Origin of the sequence: Bradyrhizobium sp. AZCC 1610 (assembly GCF_036924515.1) — a bacterium.
GTDB lineage: Bacteria > Pseudomonadota > Alphaproteobacteria > Rhizobiales > Xanthobacteraceae > Bradyrhizobium.
The window spans coordinates 7,708,096-7,723,302 of record NZ_JAZHRR010000001.1 but is presented as its reverse complement, the minus strand read 5'-3'; the positions used below and the strand labels follow the sequence as shown (position 1 = coordinate 7,723,302).

General features: G+C 62.8%; 13 protein-coding genes. 7 read left to right on the top strand and 6 right to left on the bottom strand.

The window, feature by feature from the left end; translation table 11 throughout:
* Positions 1 to 106: 106 nt before the first annotated feature.
* A complete protein-coding gene (locus V1279_RS37615) occupies positions 107 to 880 on the bottom strand; it encodes a S1 family peptidase (RefSeq protein WP_334446071.1) in 774 nt (257 codons plus the stop codon).
* A 108-nt stretch (positions 881 to 988) separates the two neighbouring features.
* On the opposite strand from V1279_RS37615, the gene V1279_RS37610 reads away from it, so the two are divergent.
* The 3 genes from V1279_RS37610 to V1279_RS37600 all read left to right on the top strand — a co-directional run bounded on the left by V1279_RS37610 (position 989) and on the right by V1279_RS37600 (position 4,065).
* The gene (locus V1279_RS37610; RefSeq protein ID WP_334446069.1) at positions 989 to 1,624 is read left to right on the top strand and encodes an HAD-IA family hydrolase; all 636 of its coding nucleotides are present in this window, start codon (positions 989 to 991) and stop codon (positions 1,622 to 1,624) included.
* A gap of 109 nt (positions 1,625 to 1,733) precedes the next feature.
* Complete coding sequence (locus V1279_RS37605; protein ID WP_334446067.1) at positions 1,734 to 2,681, top strand: AAA family ATPase; 948 nt, start codon at positions 1,734 to 1,736, stop codon at positions 2,679 to 2,681.
* A gap of 7 nt (positions 2,682 to 2,688) precedes the next feature.
* On the top strand, positions 2,689 to 4,065 hold the full coding sequence (locus V1279_RS37600) for a vWA domain-containing protein (protein WP_334446065.1): 1,377 nt from the start codon (positions 2,689 to 2,691) through the stop codon (positions 4,063 to 4,065).
* Positions 4,066 to 4,071: 6 nt separating this feature from the next.
* On the opposite strand, the gene V1279_RS37595 is transcribed toward V1279_RS37600, so the two are convergent.
* The 3 genes from V1279_RS37595 to V1279_RS37585 are packed head-to-tail and all read right to left on the bottom strand — an operon-like array spanning position 4,072 to position 8,158.
* Complete coding sequence (locus V1279_RS37595; protein ID WP_334446063.1) at positions 4,072 to 6,306, bottom strand: xanthine dehydrogenase family protein molybdopterin-binding subunit; 2,235 nt, start codon at positions 6,304 to 6,306, stop codon at positions 4,072 to 4,074.
* Entirely contained in the window at positions 6,303 to 6,800 is a 498-nt protein-coding gene (locus V1279_RS37590) for a (2Fe-2S)-binding protein (protein WP_334446061.1), read from the bottom strand. Before V1279_RS37590 ends, V1279_RS37595 begins: the two co-directional genes overlap by 4 nt.
* Positions 6,797 to 8,158, bottom strand: a complete 1,362-nt coding sequence (locus V1279_RS37585) for a c-type cytochrome (RefSeq protein WP_334446059.1) — start codon at positions 8,156 to 8,158, stop codon at positions 6,797 to 6,799. Before V1279_RS37585 ends, V1279_RS37590 begins: the two co-directional genes overlap by 4 nt.
* 104 nt (positions 8,159 to 8,262) lie before the next feature.
* Between V1279_RS37585 and recQ the strand changes: the two genes are divergently transcribed.
* Positions 8,263 to 10,125 (top strand): DNA helicase RecQ, encoded by a 1,863-nt coding sequence (recQ, locus tag V1279_RS37580; RefSeq protein ID WP_334446057.1) that lies wholly within the window; start codon positions 8,263 to 8,265, stop codon positions 10,123 to 10,125.
* Between the two features lie 7 nt (positions 10,126 to 10,132).
* Here recQ and V1279_RS37575 read toward each other — a convergent pair whose 3' ends face one another.
* Positions 10,133 to 11,146, bottom strand: coding sequence for a 1-aminocyclopropane-1-carboxylate deaminase (locus V1279_RS37575; protein WP_334446055.1), 1,014 nt, complete (start codon positions 11,144 to 11,146; stop codon positions 10,133 to 10,135).
* 151 nt (positions 11,147 to 11,297) lie between these two features.
* Between V1279_RS37575 and V1279_RS37570 the strand changes: the two genes are divergently transcribed.
* From V1279_RS37570 to V1279_RS37560, 3 genes are all read left to right on the top strand, one after another.
* On the top strand, positions 11,298 to 11,762 hold the full coding sequence (locus V1279_RS37570; RefSeq protein WP_334446053.1) for an Lrp/AsnC family transcriptional regulator: 465 nt from the start codon (positions 11,298 to 11,300) through the stop codon (positions 11,760 to 11,762).
* Between the two features lie 83 nt (positions 11,763 to 11,845).
* A complete protein-coding gene (locus V1279_RS37565; RefSeq protein ID WP_334446050.1) occupies positions 11,846 to 12,439 on the top strand; it encodes a hypothetical protein in 594 nt (197 codons plus the stop codon).
* A gap of 904 nt (positions 12,440 to 13,343) precedes the next feature.
* Entirely contained in the window at positions 13,344 to 13,640 is a 297-nt protein-coding gene (locus tag V1279_RS37560; RefSeq protein ID WP_334446048.1) for a hypothetical protein, read from the top strand.
* 186 nt (positions 13,641 to 13,826) lie between these two features.
* On the opposite strand, the gene V1279_RS37555 is transcribed toward V1279_RS37560, so the two are convergent.
* Positions 13,827 to 15,083, bottom strand: a complete 1,257-nt coding sequence (locus V1279_RS37555; protein ID WP_334446046.1) for a S1C family serine protease — start codon at positions 15,081 to 15,083, stop codon at positions 13,827 to 13,829.
* Positions 15,084 to 15,207 lie beyond the last annotated feature (124 nt).

Below are 15,207 nucleotides of genomic sequence, written 5' to 3'. Positions count from 1 at the left end.
ATAACCACCGATGCCAGTTGCTACGAAGACAACTAACGCCATCGCCCTGCCGATGGGCCGCGGCGTATGGGTCCCTGCGTTCGCAGGGACGACGGTTGTAATGTAGTTATAACCCCACACCCCACTTCTGTGCCGCCTGCAATATCCAATCCCGGTAGAGCGTCAGCGGCGTGACGCCGGTCATGCCGCCGCAGCCAGCGCTTCCGTTCGGCCCGGTCGACCAACTCACCACGCCAACGATAACGGGGCCGCTTTGCTTGTCCTCAAAAACCGGCGCGCCGGAATCGCCGGTGCAGGCGCCGAGCCCCTCACGCGTGCCCTGCCCCACGGGATCGACAAGCCTGATCTGCAGCGTCCCCGGCTTGCCGGTCGCGACCAGACCGGTGACGCGTATGGTGCCGCCGCTCTTGCCGTCGCCGCGCACGGTCACGCCGATGCCTGCGATGGAAAAACGGCTGCCGACGGCAATCGGGATATCAGGCGATCCGAGCACGGCCAGCGTCTTTCCCTTGGGCGGCGCGGCCAATTGCAGCAACGCGACATCCGCCGTCGCACGATGCGCCTGCATGGCCTGCATATTGAAGCCGGGATGAATGGCGACCGCCTTGACGTCCTGCAGCGACGGCTGCCGGTCCGCGCCATATTCGACGATCTTGTAGTCCGCGCCGGGCTGCACGCAATGCGCCGCGGTCAGCACCAGCTTCGGTGCGATCAACGCGCCGGTGCAAAAATTGCCGCGCGAGCCGACGATGGTAACGACCGAGCGGGCCACGCCTTCCGTCGACGGCGCGCCGCCGCCAACGATGGCGGGCGCGGGAACGGGCAGCAGCAGGGCAAGGCTGGCAACAAGGCCGGCAATCAAGCGAGGCAGGATTTTCATCGGCGCAGCAATAGCCCGCGCTGCGCATGTCGCCAAGCGCCCGATCGCACTGGTTCCAGCAGGCAATTCGTGTTAGCCGCTCGCCGACACATTTATTTCAGGCAGGGCATGATGATCGAGGCAGTGATCTGGGATTTCGGCGGCGTGCTGACCACCTCGCCGTTCGAGGCGTTTACACGGTTCGAGACCGAGCGTGGACTGCCTGCCGACATCATCCGGCGCACCAATGCCGCCAATCATCTTGAAAACGCCTGGGCGAAGTTCGAACGCGCCGAGGTCGATATCGAAGCCTTCGACGAATTGTTCGCGGCCGAATCGCTGGCGCTGGGCGCGGCGGTTCGCGGCAAGGACGTGCTGCCGCTGCTGTCAGGCGATCTGCGGCCCGAGATGGTCGAGGCACTCACGCGCGTGAAGGCGCGGTTCAAGACCGGCTGCATCACCAACAACCTTCCCGCCAACGCCATCGGCAGCCACAGCGGCCGCACGCTCTATGTCGCCGAGGTGATGGCGCTGTTCGACCACGTCATCGAGTCGGCAAAAATCGGCCTGCGAAAACCCGACTCGCGCATCTACCGGATGATGGTCGAGACGCTGCAGGTCGATCCCAAAAGCTGCGTCTATCTCGACGACCTCGGCGTCAACCTGAAGCCGGCACGCGAGATGGGCATGACCACGATCAAGGTGGTCAACGCAGCGCAGGCAATCACGGAGCTTGAGGCGGCGACCGGGCTGGCATTGCGCTAGGCGGAAAATACCGGAATTTGCGCCCTCGTTATGCCTAAACGGCGCTTGTTCTTTGCCGGGAACGCAGGCAGAACATTCCGAAATCCATCGAATTCGGAGTTGAAACCCCGTGGCTGATATCAGGCCGTCGGCCTCGATCGAGGCAGTGGAAAGCGGCCTTGCGGCGCAAGGCTATATTGCAAGCCGCCAGATCGCGACCGCGGTCTATCTGGCGCAGCAGATCGAGAAACCCATTCTGGTCGAAGGTCCCGCCGGTGTCGGCAAGACCGAGCTGGCGAAGGCGATCGCCGCATGGCGCGGCATGAAGATGATCCGCCTGCAATGCTACGAAGGGCTGGACGAAGCCAAGGCGCTCTACGAGTGGAAATACGCCAAGCAGCTTCTGTACACGCAGATCCTGAAAGACAAGCTCGGCGAAGTTCTCGGTGGCGCTCCGACGCTGGAAGCCGCGCTCAATCAGCTTCACGATTTCGGCGATGTCTTCTTCTCCAAGGAATTCGTCGAGCCGCGGCCGCTGCTGCAGGCACTGGAACAGCCGGCCGGCTGCGTGCTGCTGATCGACGAAATCGACAAATCGGACGCGGAGTTCGAATCGCTCCTCCTCGAAATTCTCAGCGACTTCCAGGTGACGATTCCGGAACTCGGAACGATCGTCGCGGTCGCGCCGCCGACGGTGATCCTGACCTCGAACAGCGAGCGCGATCTCGGCGATGCGCTGAAGCGGCGCTGCCTGCATCTGCATATCGGCTTTCCCGAGCAGAAGCTGGAAGAGCGGATCGTCGAAAGCCGGGTGCCCGGCATTTCGCAAACGCTGCGCAAGCAGATGGTGGGCTTCATCCACGAGATCCGGACGCTCGATCTGAAGAAACTGCCGTCGGTCAGCGAGACCATCGACTGGGCGCGCGTTCTGGTTCTGCTGCAGGCGCCCGAGCTTGGTCACGAGGTAGTCAAGGACACGCTGAACGTTCTCCTGAAATACGAGGCGGACATCGAGGCCACCATGCCTCAGGTCTCCACCTTTATCGCCAAGGCCTCGCGTCAAAACGTCTTCGGGTGACGGGCGAATGAGAGAGAACCTGCATCGCTTCTTTCGTGCGGCGCGGGGCGCAGGCGTCAGGCTCTCGCCGGCCGAAAGCATCGACGCGATGCGGGCCGTCTCCAAGGTCGGCTTTGCCGACCGCACTATCCTGCGCGACACCTTTCTGCTGACGCTCGCCAAGACGCAGGATGAGAAGAAGGCGCTCGGCGATTGCTTCGATCTGTTCTTCGATCAGCCTGAGCTGCAGTCACCGCCCGAGGACGGCAAGGCAGACGAGCAGGATCCGTCCGGATCCAGCGCGGCGTCCGATTCGCCGGGCGATTCAAGCGGCGGCGACGAGCAGGCCGACGGGCTCGGCCAACTCGCGCAGATGCTGTTGGCGCAGGACCGCAACCAGATTTCATCTGCCATCGCCAACGCGGCGAGCGCAGCCTCGCTGTCCGACATCCGCTATTTCACGCAGCGCGGCATCTTCTCCGGCCGCATCCTCGACCAGATGGGTATCCAGCAACTGCGCGACGATCTCGACAATCTCGCCGCGACCAACCCTGGTCTGGCCGAGCGACTGACCAACGCCCTGGACGGTCTGCGCGGCACGGTCCGCGATACCGTCTCGCAGGCGCTGATGCTGTACGGGCGCGAGGAAGCCGAAAACCTGCGCAACGAGATTTTGCGCAATGCGCCGCTGTCGCGGATCGAGCCGCGGCAGGTCGAACAGATGCGCCAACTCATCCGCCAGATCGCGCGCCGGCTGCGCGAGCGCTACTCCAAGCCGCGCAAGCGACAGCGCCGCGGCCATCTCGACGTTCGTCGTACCATCCGCCGCAACGCCGCCTGGGGCGGCGTGCCGTTCCTCACCGCGTGGAAGCGGCGGCACCGCGACAAGCCGAAGATCGTGGCAATCTGCGACGTCTCGGGTTCGGTGGCGCGGGTGTCGGATTTCTTCCTGCTGCTGATCCACAGCCTGCACGAGGTTGTGGACGACGTCCGCTCGTTTGCGTTCTCCGGACATCTGATCGAGGTCAGCGACATCCTGGAATCCAAATCGCCCGAAGAGGCGATGGCCGAGATCATGTCCAAGGTTGGCTTCGGCTCGTCCGATTACGGCAACTCTTTTTCCGATTTCGAACACGGTTGGATGAGCGCGATCACACCGCGAACTACCGTGATCGTGCTCGGCGACGCCCGCAGCAACAACCTCGATCCCCGCGCCGACATCCTACGCCGCATCGCCGAGCGGTCGAAGCGGCTGGTCTGGCTCAATCCGGAGGGCCGGATGGCCTGGGGCTGGGGCGATTCCGAAATGCCACGCTATTCGACCTTCTGCACCGTCGTCCGCCAATGCGCGACCGCGAAGCAACTCGAACGCGCGGTGTCCGATATCGTGGCAAGCTATCAGTAAGCGCCTTCACGCGTCGATCGCCTCCTTGATGCGCTTGCGCGTCAGCGGCAAATTCCGCAACCGCTTTCCCGTGGCATTGGCAATGGCGTTTGCAATCGATGCCGCCGCCGGCCCCTGCCCGGTTTCGCCACTGCCGAGAAACGGCTGCCCCGGCCGGTCGATGATGTGAACCTCGATGCTTTCAGGCACGGCATCGAAACGCAGGATCGGATAGGTCTGCCAGTCGATGCTTGTTATCCTGGTATCGTCGAAGGTAACGCTTTCGTACAATGTCCAGCTCATTGACTGCACGATTGCGCCTTCGATCTGGTTGATCAACCCGTCCGGATTGACCACCTGCCCGCTGTCAACCGCCGCCACCGCGCGGACCAGACGAGGACGGCCGGTCTCCCGATCTACCTCAACCTCGGAAGCAATAGCGCAATAGGCCGCCAGATTCTTGTAACGCGCAAAGGCAAAGCCGAAGCCGCGATCCTGCGGCGCTTTCTGGCCGCTCTTCCATCCGAAACTCAGCGCCGCCTTTTCGATCACGGCACGGCCACGCTGATCCTCAAGATGTTTCAAACGGAATTCGACGGGGTCGACATCGGCGAGGCCTGCGAGTTCGTCCATAAAGCTCTCGATCGCAAACACGTTGTGATAGGCGCCAAGCGCGCGCATCGCCGAAATCCGGAGCGGCATCGCCGGGATGAAGTGGTGTACCACCTGCGCGTTGGGAAACGTGTAAATCGGGATTGCGTTGCGGTCGCCGCCGCCTTCCGGCAGCGGCAGCGGCCTCGGAGCAGGCACGGCAAAGGGTTGCGCCATGTGCTGCGCCGCCAGCATCGATCCGGCGCCGCCCGGCCGCATCGAGTGCGTATTGCTCCAGACCTCGAAATGCCAGCCGGCGATCTTGCCATTGCTGTCGAGCGATGCCTTGAGTTTCGTCACCATCGCCGGGCCGAACGGCTCCCAGGCATGTTCCTGTTCGCGCATCCATTGCACGCGAACGGGGCGGCCGGGCAATGCACGGGCGATCAGCGCGGCGTCGGCCGCGGCATCGTCGGCGCCATTATGGCCATAGCAGCCAGAGCCTTCGACATGGATCAGGTGAACGCTGGCCGGAGGCATACGCAGCATTTCGGCGATGCCCTGACGATCGGGATAGACGCCTTGCGTATGCGTCCATACCGTCATCGCACCATCGATCAATTGCGCCACGGCACAGGACGGTCCGATCGATCCGTGCGCATGATAGGGCCGCGTATAGGTCGCTTCGATTGTCCTCTGGCCACTGACTGCGGGATTGTTGCGCTCAAGGATGGTCGTGTTCTGCGAAGGCAAGCCGGTCAAGACGCGCGGCAGATCGTCCTGCTTCGGCAAGCTTGCGGTCTCCTGCCACTTCGCGGCGGTGGCAAGCGCATTCATCGCCTTGATCGACTGGAACTCCTTTTCCGCGACCACCGCAAGGAAATTGCCGTCACGCACCACCTTGACGACGCCGGGCAGCTTCTCGACCGCGGCGGTATCGCATTCGGTCAGCTGCGCGCCGTAGCTCGGCGGCCGCACGACGCGGGCATGCACCATCCCGGGCAGCCGCATGTCCTGAACATAGGCCGCACCGCCGGTAACCTTGGCGGGGATATCGACGCGCGGCACAGGCCGGCCAATGACCTTGAATGTCGCCGGGTCCTTCAGTTTCGACTTCGGCTGCGCCTGGACATGCAGCATATCGTCCCGGACGAGTTCACCATACGACAGACGTTTGCCATCCGGTGCGATCACCGCACCGTCTGCCGTTCGCAGATTCTCGACCGGCAGACCAAGCCGCCTTGCTGCTTCTGCAATCAGCAGTTCGCGCGCCTGTGCCGCCGCATTCTGGATCGCCGTACCGCTGTCCTTCATGGAGTTGCTACCTGCCGTATAGCCTTCGTTCGCGGTCAGGCGCGTGTCCGCCGTCGTCACCTTGAGGGATTCAAAGGCAACGTCGAGCTCCTCAGCCGCGATCTGCTGAAACGCCGTCTTGAAGCCCTGACCCAGTTCGGCCTTGCCCGTGAACACCTCGATACTGCCATTGGCGTCGATGCGGATCCACGCGTCGAGATAGGGCGACGTTTTCAAGCTGCCGGGCGGGCTCGGTGCGGGAACTGCTGTGGGCGCGTCTTGCTGCTGCGCCAAAGCTCCTGATAACGAGAAGCTGACGATCAGCGCGCCGCCGCCTGCCAGCACACGGCGGCGATCGATAATCACTGAGGCGTTCATCGGGCTCTCCCGTCGGCTGTCGACGACGCATCCGCCGTGTCCATCAACCTTGCGGCACGATGCACCGCGCGCAGGATGCGCATGTGGGTGCCGCAACGACACAGATGGGGCTCAAGCTCGGAAACGATCTGCTCGTTGGTCGGTCTGGAGTTTCTCTGCAGAAGGGCCTGCGCCCGCATCATGATTCCGGCGATGCAGTAGCCGCATTGTGCTGCCTGCTCTTCCATAAAGGCGCGCTGGATCGGCGCGGGTTTGGACGCCGTGCCGAGGCCCTCAAGCGTCGTCACTTGCTTGCCTTCCAGCAAAATCATCGGCGTCACGCAGGAGAGCACGGCCTTGCCGTCGACGATCACCGTGCATGAGCCGCATTGGCCTAATCCGCAGCCGAATTTGGCGGCGTTGAGCTTGATGTCTTCGCGCAGCACATAGAGCAGCGGCGTATCCGGATCGGCATCCACCTGATGCTCCCGACCGTTGACCTTCAATGTCATCATGGCTTTTCTCGCTGCTGAGGATCGGCCGGAGCATTACGCGGCCCGGCCGATGTCTGGAGGTAGACCGTCATGGCGCGGCGCGCGTCCGCGACGGTTTTTTCAACGCCGATCCACGCCGGCTGCTTGCTGAAGCGAGCGCGCAGATAGTTCAGCAGGACTGCCATCTGCGCGTCGTTCATGCTATCGGCAAAGCTCGGCATGATCGGGCTGCGTTCGCCTTCGACGGCCGAGACGCCCGACAGCACGACATTGGCGAGATTGCGCGGATCGGGGCTGGAGACTGCCGTGCTGAGCGCGAGATTGACGCCGCCATAGGGTAGCGGCCGGCTCGTCTCATGGCAGGATGCACAGGCGCCGGCATAGATCGTCGCGCCAGCCATGTCGGTCTGCGAGGCCTGAGCCGGTGATCTGGCTTGCGCGAGCGCTGCCTCGCCTTCTCGTTTGCGGTCTGGCGTCGGTACCCCTGATATGTCGGCCATATAGACCGCGATGGCGCGGACATCGCTATCCGGCACCGACGACAGATTGCTGACCACTTGTGCCATCGGCCCACGCGCCGTGCCGTGAGCGGGATGCCAGCCGCTGCGCAAGTACATGTACAGGGCGTCGGCATCCCATGGCACCGGCGCATGCGAGCGGTCGTTCAGGGCATAGGCGAGCCAATTATCGACGTCGCCTCCGGCAAACTGGGCGTTCACGCGTTCCGCGCCAAGCGTGTTGCGCGGCGTGTGGCAAGCGCCGCAATGGGCAAGGCCGGCGACCAGATAGGCGCCGCGATTCCATTCGGCGCTTTTGGTCGCGTCGGGCTGATAGGTATCGCGGCGAAGGAACAACAGTTTCCACCCGGCGATGACTGGCCGCTGGTTAAGCGGAAAGGAAATCTGGTTTTCGCGCGAGGGCGCATGGACCGGTTGTCGCGTCATCAGGAAGGCATAGAGTGCCCGGTCGTCTTCATCGGAAACATGGGTGAAATGATCGTAGGGAAAGGTCGGATAGAGGTGCTCGCCCTTACGGTTGACCCCGTCGCGCATCGCGCGGCGGAATGCTGCTTCCGACCATTGGCCAATCCCGGTCTCGGCATCCGGCGTGATGTTGGAGGAGTAGATCGTTCCGAACGGCGTCGGCACCGGCAGGCCACCGGCAAAGTTTTTTCCCCCGCGCACGGTGTGGCATTCGTTGCAATTGCCGATCGCCGCGAGATCGCGGCCGCGCTTGATCAGGGCGGCATCGAACGCGGGTGGCGCCGGGGGATCGATCGCCGCAATGACCGGCCGCCAAACAATCGCAAAAGCCGTCGCCACGCCGGCGATCAGCATGACAGCGATACCGCTTGCGATGAGCCGAGACGACCTGGTCATGCTCATTTGAATTTGTTGTTCGGCCGTGTTCTAACACGGACATCCCGGCCTCGTTCGCCCGAGACGGCATCGATCACCGCCTGTTGACCCCTTTTGAAGCCGATATGGAAGCGAACACAGCCCTCAATAGCTGCTCGGGAACCGCTCGGGACGCGCTTTCGGTACTGAATCACGTGTTCGGCCTGCCTGCCTTCCGCGGCGCGCAGGAGGAAATCGTGCGGCACGTGACGGACGGAGGCAACTGCCTGGTGCTGATGCCGACCGGCGGCGGCAAGTCGCTGTGCTATCAACTGCCGTCTCTGTTGCGCGAAGGCTGCGGCATCGTGGTGTCGCCGCTGATCGCGCTGATGCGCGACCAGGTCGCGGGACTGCTGGAGGCCGGCGTCAACGCGGCGGTGTTGAACTCGACGCTGTCGTTTGACGAAGCCTCGGAAGTCGAGCGGCGGCTGCTCGCCGGCGACCTCGACCTGCTCTACGTCGCGCCTGAACGATTGTTGACACCACGCTGCCTCACCTTGCTCGGCCAGGCCAATATCGCGCTGTTCGCGATCGACGAGGCGCATTGCGTGTCACAATGGGGGCACGATTTCCGCCCCGAATATATCGGGCTGTCGATGATCGCCGAACGCTTTCCGGACGTGCCGCGCATCGCACTGACCGCGACCGCCGATGAGATGACGCGCAAGGAGATCATCGCCCGGCTCGGGCTTGCCGGCGCACCAAGCTTCGTCGCGAGTTTCGACCGCCCCAATATTCGTTATGAAATCGTCGAGAAACAGAACGCCCCGGCTCAGCTCAAGGCCTTCATCAGCGAACGCCACGCGGGCGACGCCGGCATCGTCTATTGCCTGTCGCGCGCCAAGGTCGAGGACACCGCGGCAGCCCTGACCAGCGCCGGCATCCCGGCGCTGCCCTATCACGCCGGGCTTGACGCAGGCTTGCGCGCCCGAAACCAGGATCGCTTCATCAACGAGGACGGCGTCGTGATCGTCGCCACCATCGCGTTCGGCATGGGCATCGACAAGCCGGACGTGCGCTTTGTGGCGCATCTCGACCTGCCGAAAAGCATTGAGGCCTATTACCAGGAAACCGGACGCGCCGGACGCGACGGCAAGCCCTCCAGCGCCTGGATGGCCTATGGCCTGTCCGACATCGTGCAGCAGCGCCGAATGATCGACGAATCAACCGGCGCCGACGCGTTCAAGCGCGTATCGATCGGCAAGCTCGATGCGCTGGTGGCGCTGGCGGAAACTGCGGGCTGCCGGCGCAGCCGCCTGCTCGGCTATTTCGGCGAGGAAGTCACCGGCGGCAACTGCGGCAATTGCGACAACTGTCTAACGCCGCCGCAGCTTCGCGACGGCAAGGTCGCCGCGCAAAAACTTTTGTCCTGCGCTTACCGCACGGGCCAGCGTTTCGGCGCCATGCATCTGATCGACGTGCTGGTCGGCCGCATGACCGAGAAGGTCACGCAGTTCGGACATGACAAGTTGACCGTGTTCGGCATCGGAAATGATCTGAACGAAAAGCAGTGGCGCGCCGTGATCCGCCAGTTGGTTGCCATGGGCCACCTGCGCGCGGACAGCGAGGCATACAACGCACTGAAGCTGACCGAGAGCGCACGCGGAGTCCTGAGAGGCGAGACGGACATCATGCTGCGCGAGGCGGCGCCCGGCACGCGCATTCGCGCCAGCCGCGCCAAATCAAGGCGCGGCGATCTGGCGCCGCGCGCCGAGACCAAGCCCGCCGACGCCGGCCTGCAGGCGGCGCTGCGGGCCTGGCGCGCCGACATCGCGCGCCAGCGCAGCGTGCCGGCCTATGTCGTGCTGCACGATTCCACCATCGACGGCATCGCCGCCGCGCGGCCTGCGACAATCAACGAGCTCCGCAACATCCCGGGCATCGGCGACAAGAAGCTCGAACATTACGGCGACGAACTGCTCGCGCTGGTGAAGGCGGCGGACAGTTAACCCCATCTCATCCATTACGGAACGCGTAGGCGTATCCGTTGATCGCGGGCGCGCCGCCGAGATGGGCGTAGAGCACCTTCGAGCCCGCCGGGAAATAGCCCTTGTTCACGAGGTCGATCATGCCCTGCATGGATTTTCCCTCGTAGACGGGATCGGTGATCATGCCTTCGAGGCGCGCGCACAGCCGGATCGCTTCCTTGGTTTCCTCTGAGGGAACGCCATAGGCCGGATAGGCGTAGTCCTCAATCAGGACGACATCGTCCTCGACGATCCCTTGGCCCAATTCAACGAGGCCGGCGGTGCCACGGGCGATATCGAGCACCTGCGCCTTGGTCTGGGCCGGAGTGAAGGAAGCGTCGATGCCGATCACCTTTCGGGCGCGGCCGTCCTTGGCAAATCCCACCAGCATGCCGGCATGGGTCGAGCCGGTGACCGTGCAGACCACGATGTAGTCGAAGGCGAAGCCCTGCTCCTTCTCCTGCGCCCTGACTTCTTCCGCAAAGCCGACATAGCCGAGCCCGCCATATTTATGCACGGAGGCGCCGGCCGGGATCGCATAGGGCTTGCCGCCCTTGGCCTTCACATCCGCGATTGCCTCTTCCCAGCTTTGGCGGATGCCGATGTCGAAACCTTCATCGACCATCTGGACGTCGGCGCCCATGACGCGGCTGAGCAGGATATTGCCGACGCGGTCGTAGACGGCGTCCTCATGCGGCACCCAGCTTTCCTGCACCAGGCGGCACTTCATGCCGATCTTGGCCGCAACCGCTGCGACCATGCGGGTGTGGTTGGACTGCACGCCGCCGATCGAGACCAGCGTGTCGGCATTGGAAGCGATCGCATCGGGGATGATGTATTCGAGCTTGCGCAGCTTGTTGCCGCCGAAGGCCAACCCCGAATTGCAATCCTCCCGCTTGGCGTAGAGCTCGACCTTGCCGCCGAGATGCTGCGACAGCCGCTCCAGCTTTTCGATATGGGTGGGCCCGAAGGTGAGCGGATAGCGTTCGAATTTCTCCAGCATCGTCGTCCCCGTTGATGGTCTGATGTCCGGGAAACGCCCTATCATCGGATCCTGGAAAGGTGCTCTCAAAATTATCGGTCACTTTGCGAAAATATTCCGCTACTGTCGGGATAATCGTCCGCTATTATGCATATGAGTGAAAGCTTCTTTCATGGCCGGCAGGCTCGACCGCATCGATCTTAAGATATTGCGTTTGCTGCAGAATAGCGGCCGGCTGACCAATGCCGAGCTGGCCGAAACGGCTGGTGTCAGCGCCGCGACCTGTCACCGCCGCACCCAGCGCCTGTTCGACGAGGGCTATATCGCCCAGGTCAGGGCGATGGTGGCGCCGCGCAAGGTCGGCAAAGGGGCGCTGGTCATGGTGGGCGTCGTGCTCGACCGCTCCACACCGGAAAGCTTTGCCGCCTTCGAGCGGGCAATCGCGCAACTAAAATTCGTGCTCGATTGCCATCTGGTGGCCGGCGATTTCGACTATTTCCTCAAGATCCGTGTCGGCGACATGGAGGATTTCAACCGCATCCATGGCGAACAATTGATCGCGCTGCCGGGCGTCCGCCAGACCCGGACCTTCTTCGTCATGAAGGAAGTGGTCGACAACGCGCCGCTTGATTTCTGACGGCGTTCGGCATCGCAACACCGGGCTACCTTGCCCTCATGCTGTTGCCGGAACCTTGCGAGACTCTGGTCACACAGCGCGCCATGTCCTATCAAACCGGCATGACCATGAAATTTTGCCGGCATGCTTTCGCCCTTGCCATCATTTTCATTGCAGTGCCGGCCCGCGCCTCGGACGAACTTCAGCGGCAAGAGCCCGATACCGTCATCTTCGCGATGATGTCCGGCAAGTGCAGCACGCTCAAGGTCGCGGGACGGGACTTTGCCTGCCGGGCCGTTGCCTTTTTCCAGACCGAGGAAGGCAGGGCGAACTTTACCGTGGCGCTCGACGATCCTGACGATGGCAGCCACATCATCACGTTCTCCGGCGACAATGGGCGAAGGCCGGAGGCCAATCTGTACGAATTGCCGATCGACCGGATGCTGCTGAAATCCAAGGACCGGCCGAAGGCCGACGGCCTGCCGGTGCCGTCAGTCGAATCGACCGCCGGCCTCTGCAAGCAGGTCGGCAACTTCGTGACGCTCGAACTTTCCAGCATCACCTGCAGCGCAGTCGACAGGAACGGCAAGAAATACGAACTGCAGTACCAGTCCGACGGCGCGCCGATGGCGGTGCGCCGCATCAAGCGGATGCGCGTCGGCAGCCCCGCGGTGTCGCCGTTCGACGACGTGAAATGAAAGCGTGGGGTGTGAAATGAAAGGCCGCCGGCGGAAAACCGACGGCGGCCAGTATCGATCCACGCATGGCTCGCGACTGCGCAGACAAGCTCATGCTAGTTCGAAAGTCTTCCCAGGTAGTGGAGGCCATCAGTCAAGATCGGGCGATTGCCTTCGCACGGGCTTTACCGTGAGCTGCCTCGCTCGCGCCCGCTCCTCGTTGGCAGGATGGCGGCCGCGATTTCAAACGCGACAGCCCATCTCGGCTTTTCTTCCTCCGCGCCGGGCACGTTGATCTGAACGCCGACGCCGTCGCTGATAGAATAGGATGCGGCCAGTGCGGCGGCCTCGAGAGGCGGCGCCTCGCGAATCGTAGACGCCGCCGATCTTGACGTTGTCGGCAAATACCGACCAACCTAGCGGCGCCTTCACGATTTCAAACACTGATCGTTCCATTAGCTCACCTGTCCCGTTTCACCTGTATCGCTTCCGCCCCTCGCCTACGTGACGAATCCTGGCCATGGGAGCGCGGCGTCGGGACGTTGGCTTGTCGCCGGCGGCCTTCGCTCGCCAGTCGGAAGCCCGCAACCCGGTCAACGAATTCAACGCCGGTGCAAGCGCGACTTCCTTCCGCACGGCATCGACAATTCGATCGAATTCAACTTCGCTCATCGCACGCTCCATTGCGCCGGGCCGGCATTCTGCCGCCAGGATGATAAGAGGGACCGCGCTGAGCACAGCTCGCCATGCAAGTTTGTTGTTTGAAGGCTCGTCCGCGGTCGCTTCGATGGCAAAAAAGGGTCGAAATCGGGAACGGCCGGACCGCACCTTGCGAAACCGGTGACCCCGATGACCTGCGGCCGCCACCCCTTGGCCCAACTTGCCCGATGCGTGCTAGATTCGGCCACGAATCAGGAGGGTTTGCATGCCGGTAGACAGTGATAGCGCCATTGCGTGGCACCGCGCCCAGCTCAAGAAGCTTCGCGAGACCTTGAAGAGCATCGAGACCGCGAGGTTCATGGTGGGCGAGCCTGCCCAATCGAGCAGGACCGGCAAGACGCAGAAGGCGATTGCTGAACTCGAGCAGAAAATCCGGCAGTCGCAGCACATCATCGCGGCCTATGAGCGGCAGACCCGGCGGCCGCTCGCGACCGACCAGCGAAGCCTCGCCAGCGTGAGCTGGAGTAGCTGGAATGCCCGAGCTGCCCAAACCCGCAGCTAATTCGCGGTAAGCGTTGCATGGCCCGAAGGCCGCCGGGCCATCCGGCTGGTCTTGCCCCAGGTTTCGAGCTAGCGGCACGTCATGTTGACGCGGCGAAGGTGTGCGTTGCGTTCACGGCCGAACGCCATAAGGCACTTGACCGGAGATGGCAGTGACCAGTGCGTAAACGGCGGGCGGCGTCTGTCCCTAGTTCTTTGCGGTCTCTTTTTCCCTCGCCTTGGCCTTGCAGGAAATCAGGAACGTAAACGCTCTCGCATTGCGCGCGATGTCGGCCGTCTTCAATTCGGCCTTGGCGTCGGAAATCTGATACGGCACCACGCTGTTATCGAGAAAATCCCTCAACGCCCCGGTCTTGATGGCGAAATTGATGTTCTCGGGAATGTTGCCCGTTGCCCTCACGAACTTGATGGCATTCAGTTTGGCCGCAACCACGCCGACCACGTCGCCGCTCGAGGCCAATAGCGGCCCGCCGCTGTTGCCGGGTTGAACGGCCGCGCTGATCTGGAGAAAGCGCGTATCGTTCAGGATGCCGCTGAGCGAGCTCACGATCCCGGTTGTTACCGTGAAATCGGATGTCAGCAGTCCATGGAATGGATAGCCGATCGCCACCACGCTGTCGCCGGACTGGATCGCCTTGTCCCTGATTCTGGCGACGTCCTTGAACGAGCCCGTCACTTGCAAAAGAGCAAGATCGTTGGTTTCGTCGCTCGACACCAGGCGCAGTTTGGCGGGCGCCTCGCCGGACGGATTGCCCTGAATGTCGCTGACGCAGCCCTGCACCACGTGCGCATTGGTCACGAGGTGTCCATTCGAACTCACCAGGAAGCCGGTGCCCTTCTGGTCGAACAGTCTGTCGGGCTTGGCCGGCGCCGAGTCCGATGCCGCTGCAGCGACCGCCTTGGCTGCGGGAAGGACCGAGAAATCACTGGCAGCGGTTACGCCCGATTGCCTGACCTTGGCAACGCAATGCGCCAATACCGGCAATAGCTGCCCGGTCTGGTCGAGATTGAACTGGAAGAGCTGGCCTTGCGTAAAGGCCGTCATCGCCTTCGCCTTTCGAAATTGGGCGATGAGCGAGGAATTGCTCGGCATCGGAACGCGAACCAGCTTGTCGGCGATCGGCACGCCGTGAACGTTGAACGGTTGCTGGCCGTCGAATGTCAGGGTAAGCGGAAACGCCTCCCCGGTCGTCAGCCTCCATTGTTCGTGCATGAAGCCGAGGCTCCACCCGCCATTGCTGTCGATCATCACGAGAAAAAAGACGCCGCTGGCGTATCGGGCGCCGGCTGCACAGTGCGTGAAAGACCCGGTCTCGTCGTTGGTGTAGGCCCCACCCTTCCAGTTGCCGACGCTGATCGAGCCGTAGGGCCCGCGCGCCTCGGCATTCGAACTGGCAAAAATCGTAGACAATAACACTGCGACCGCAGCAGCACGGCATTTCATAAGCGTTTTTCCCCACACACCCAGAGCGAGCATATTGGCCTTTGCAACCGAAGTCCATTTGGACCGTGCGAGGAGGCCGAAATTTCTTCATGCAAGCGAATAATCAAGTTCGCGAGCGGCTTTT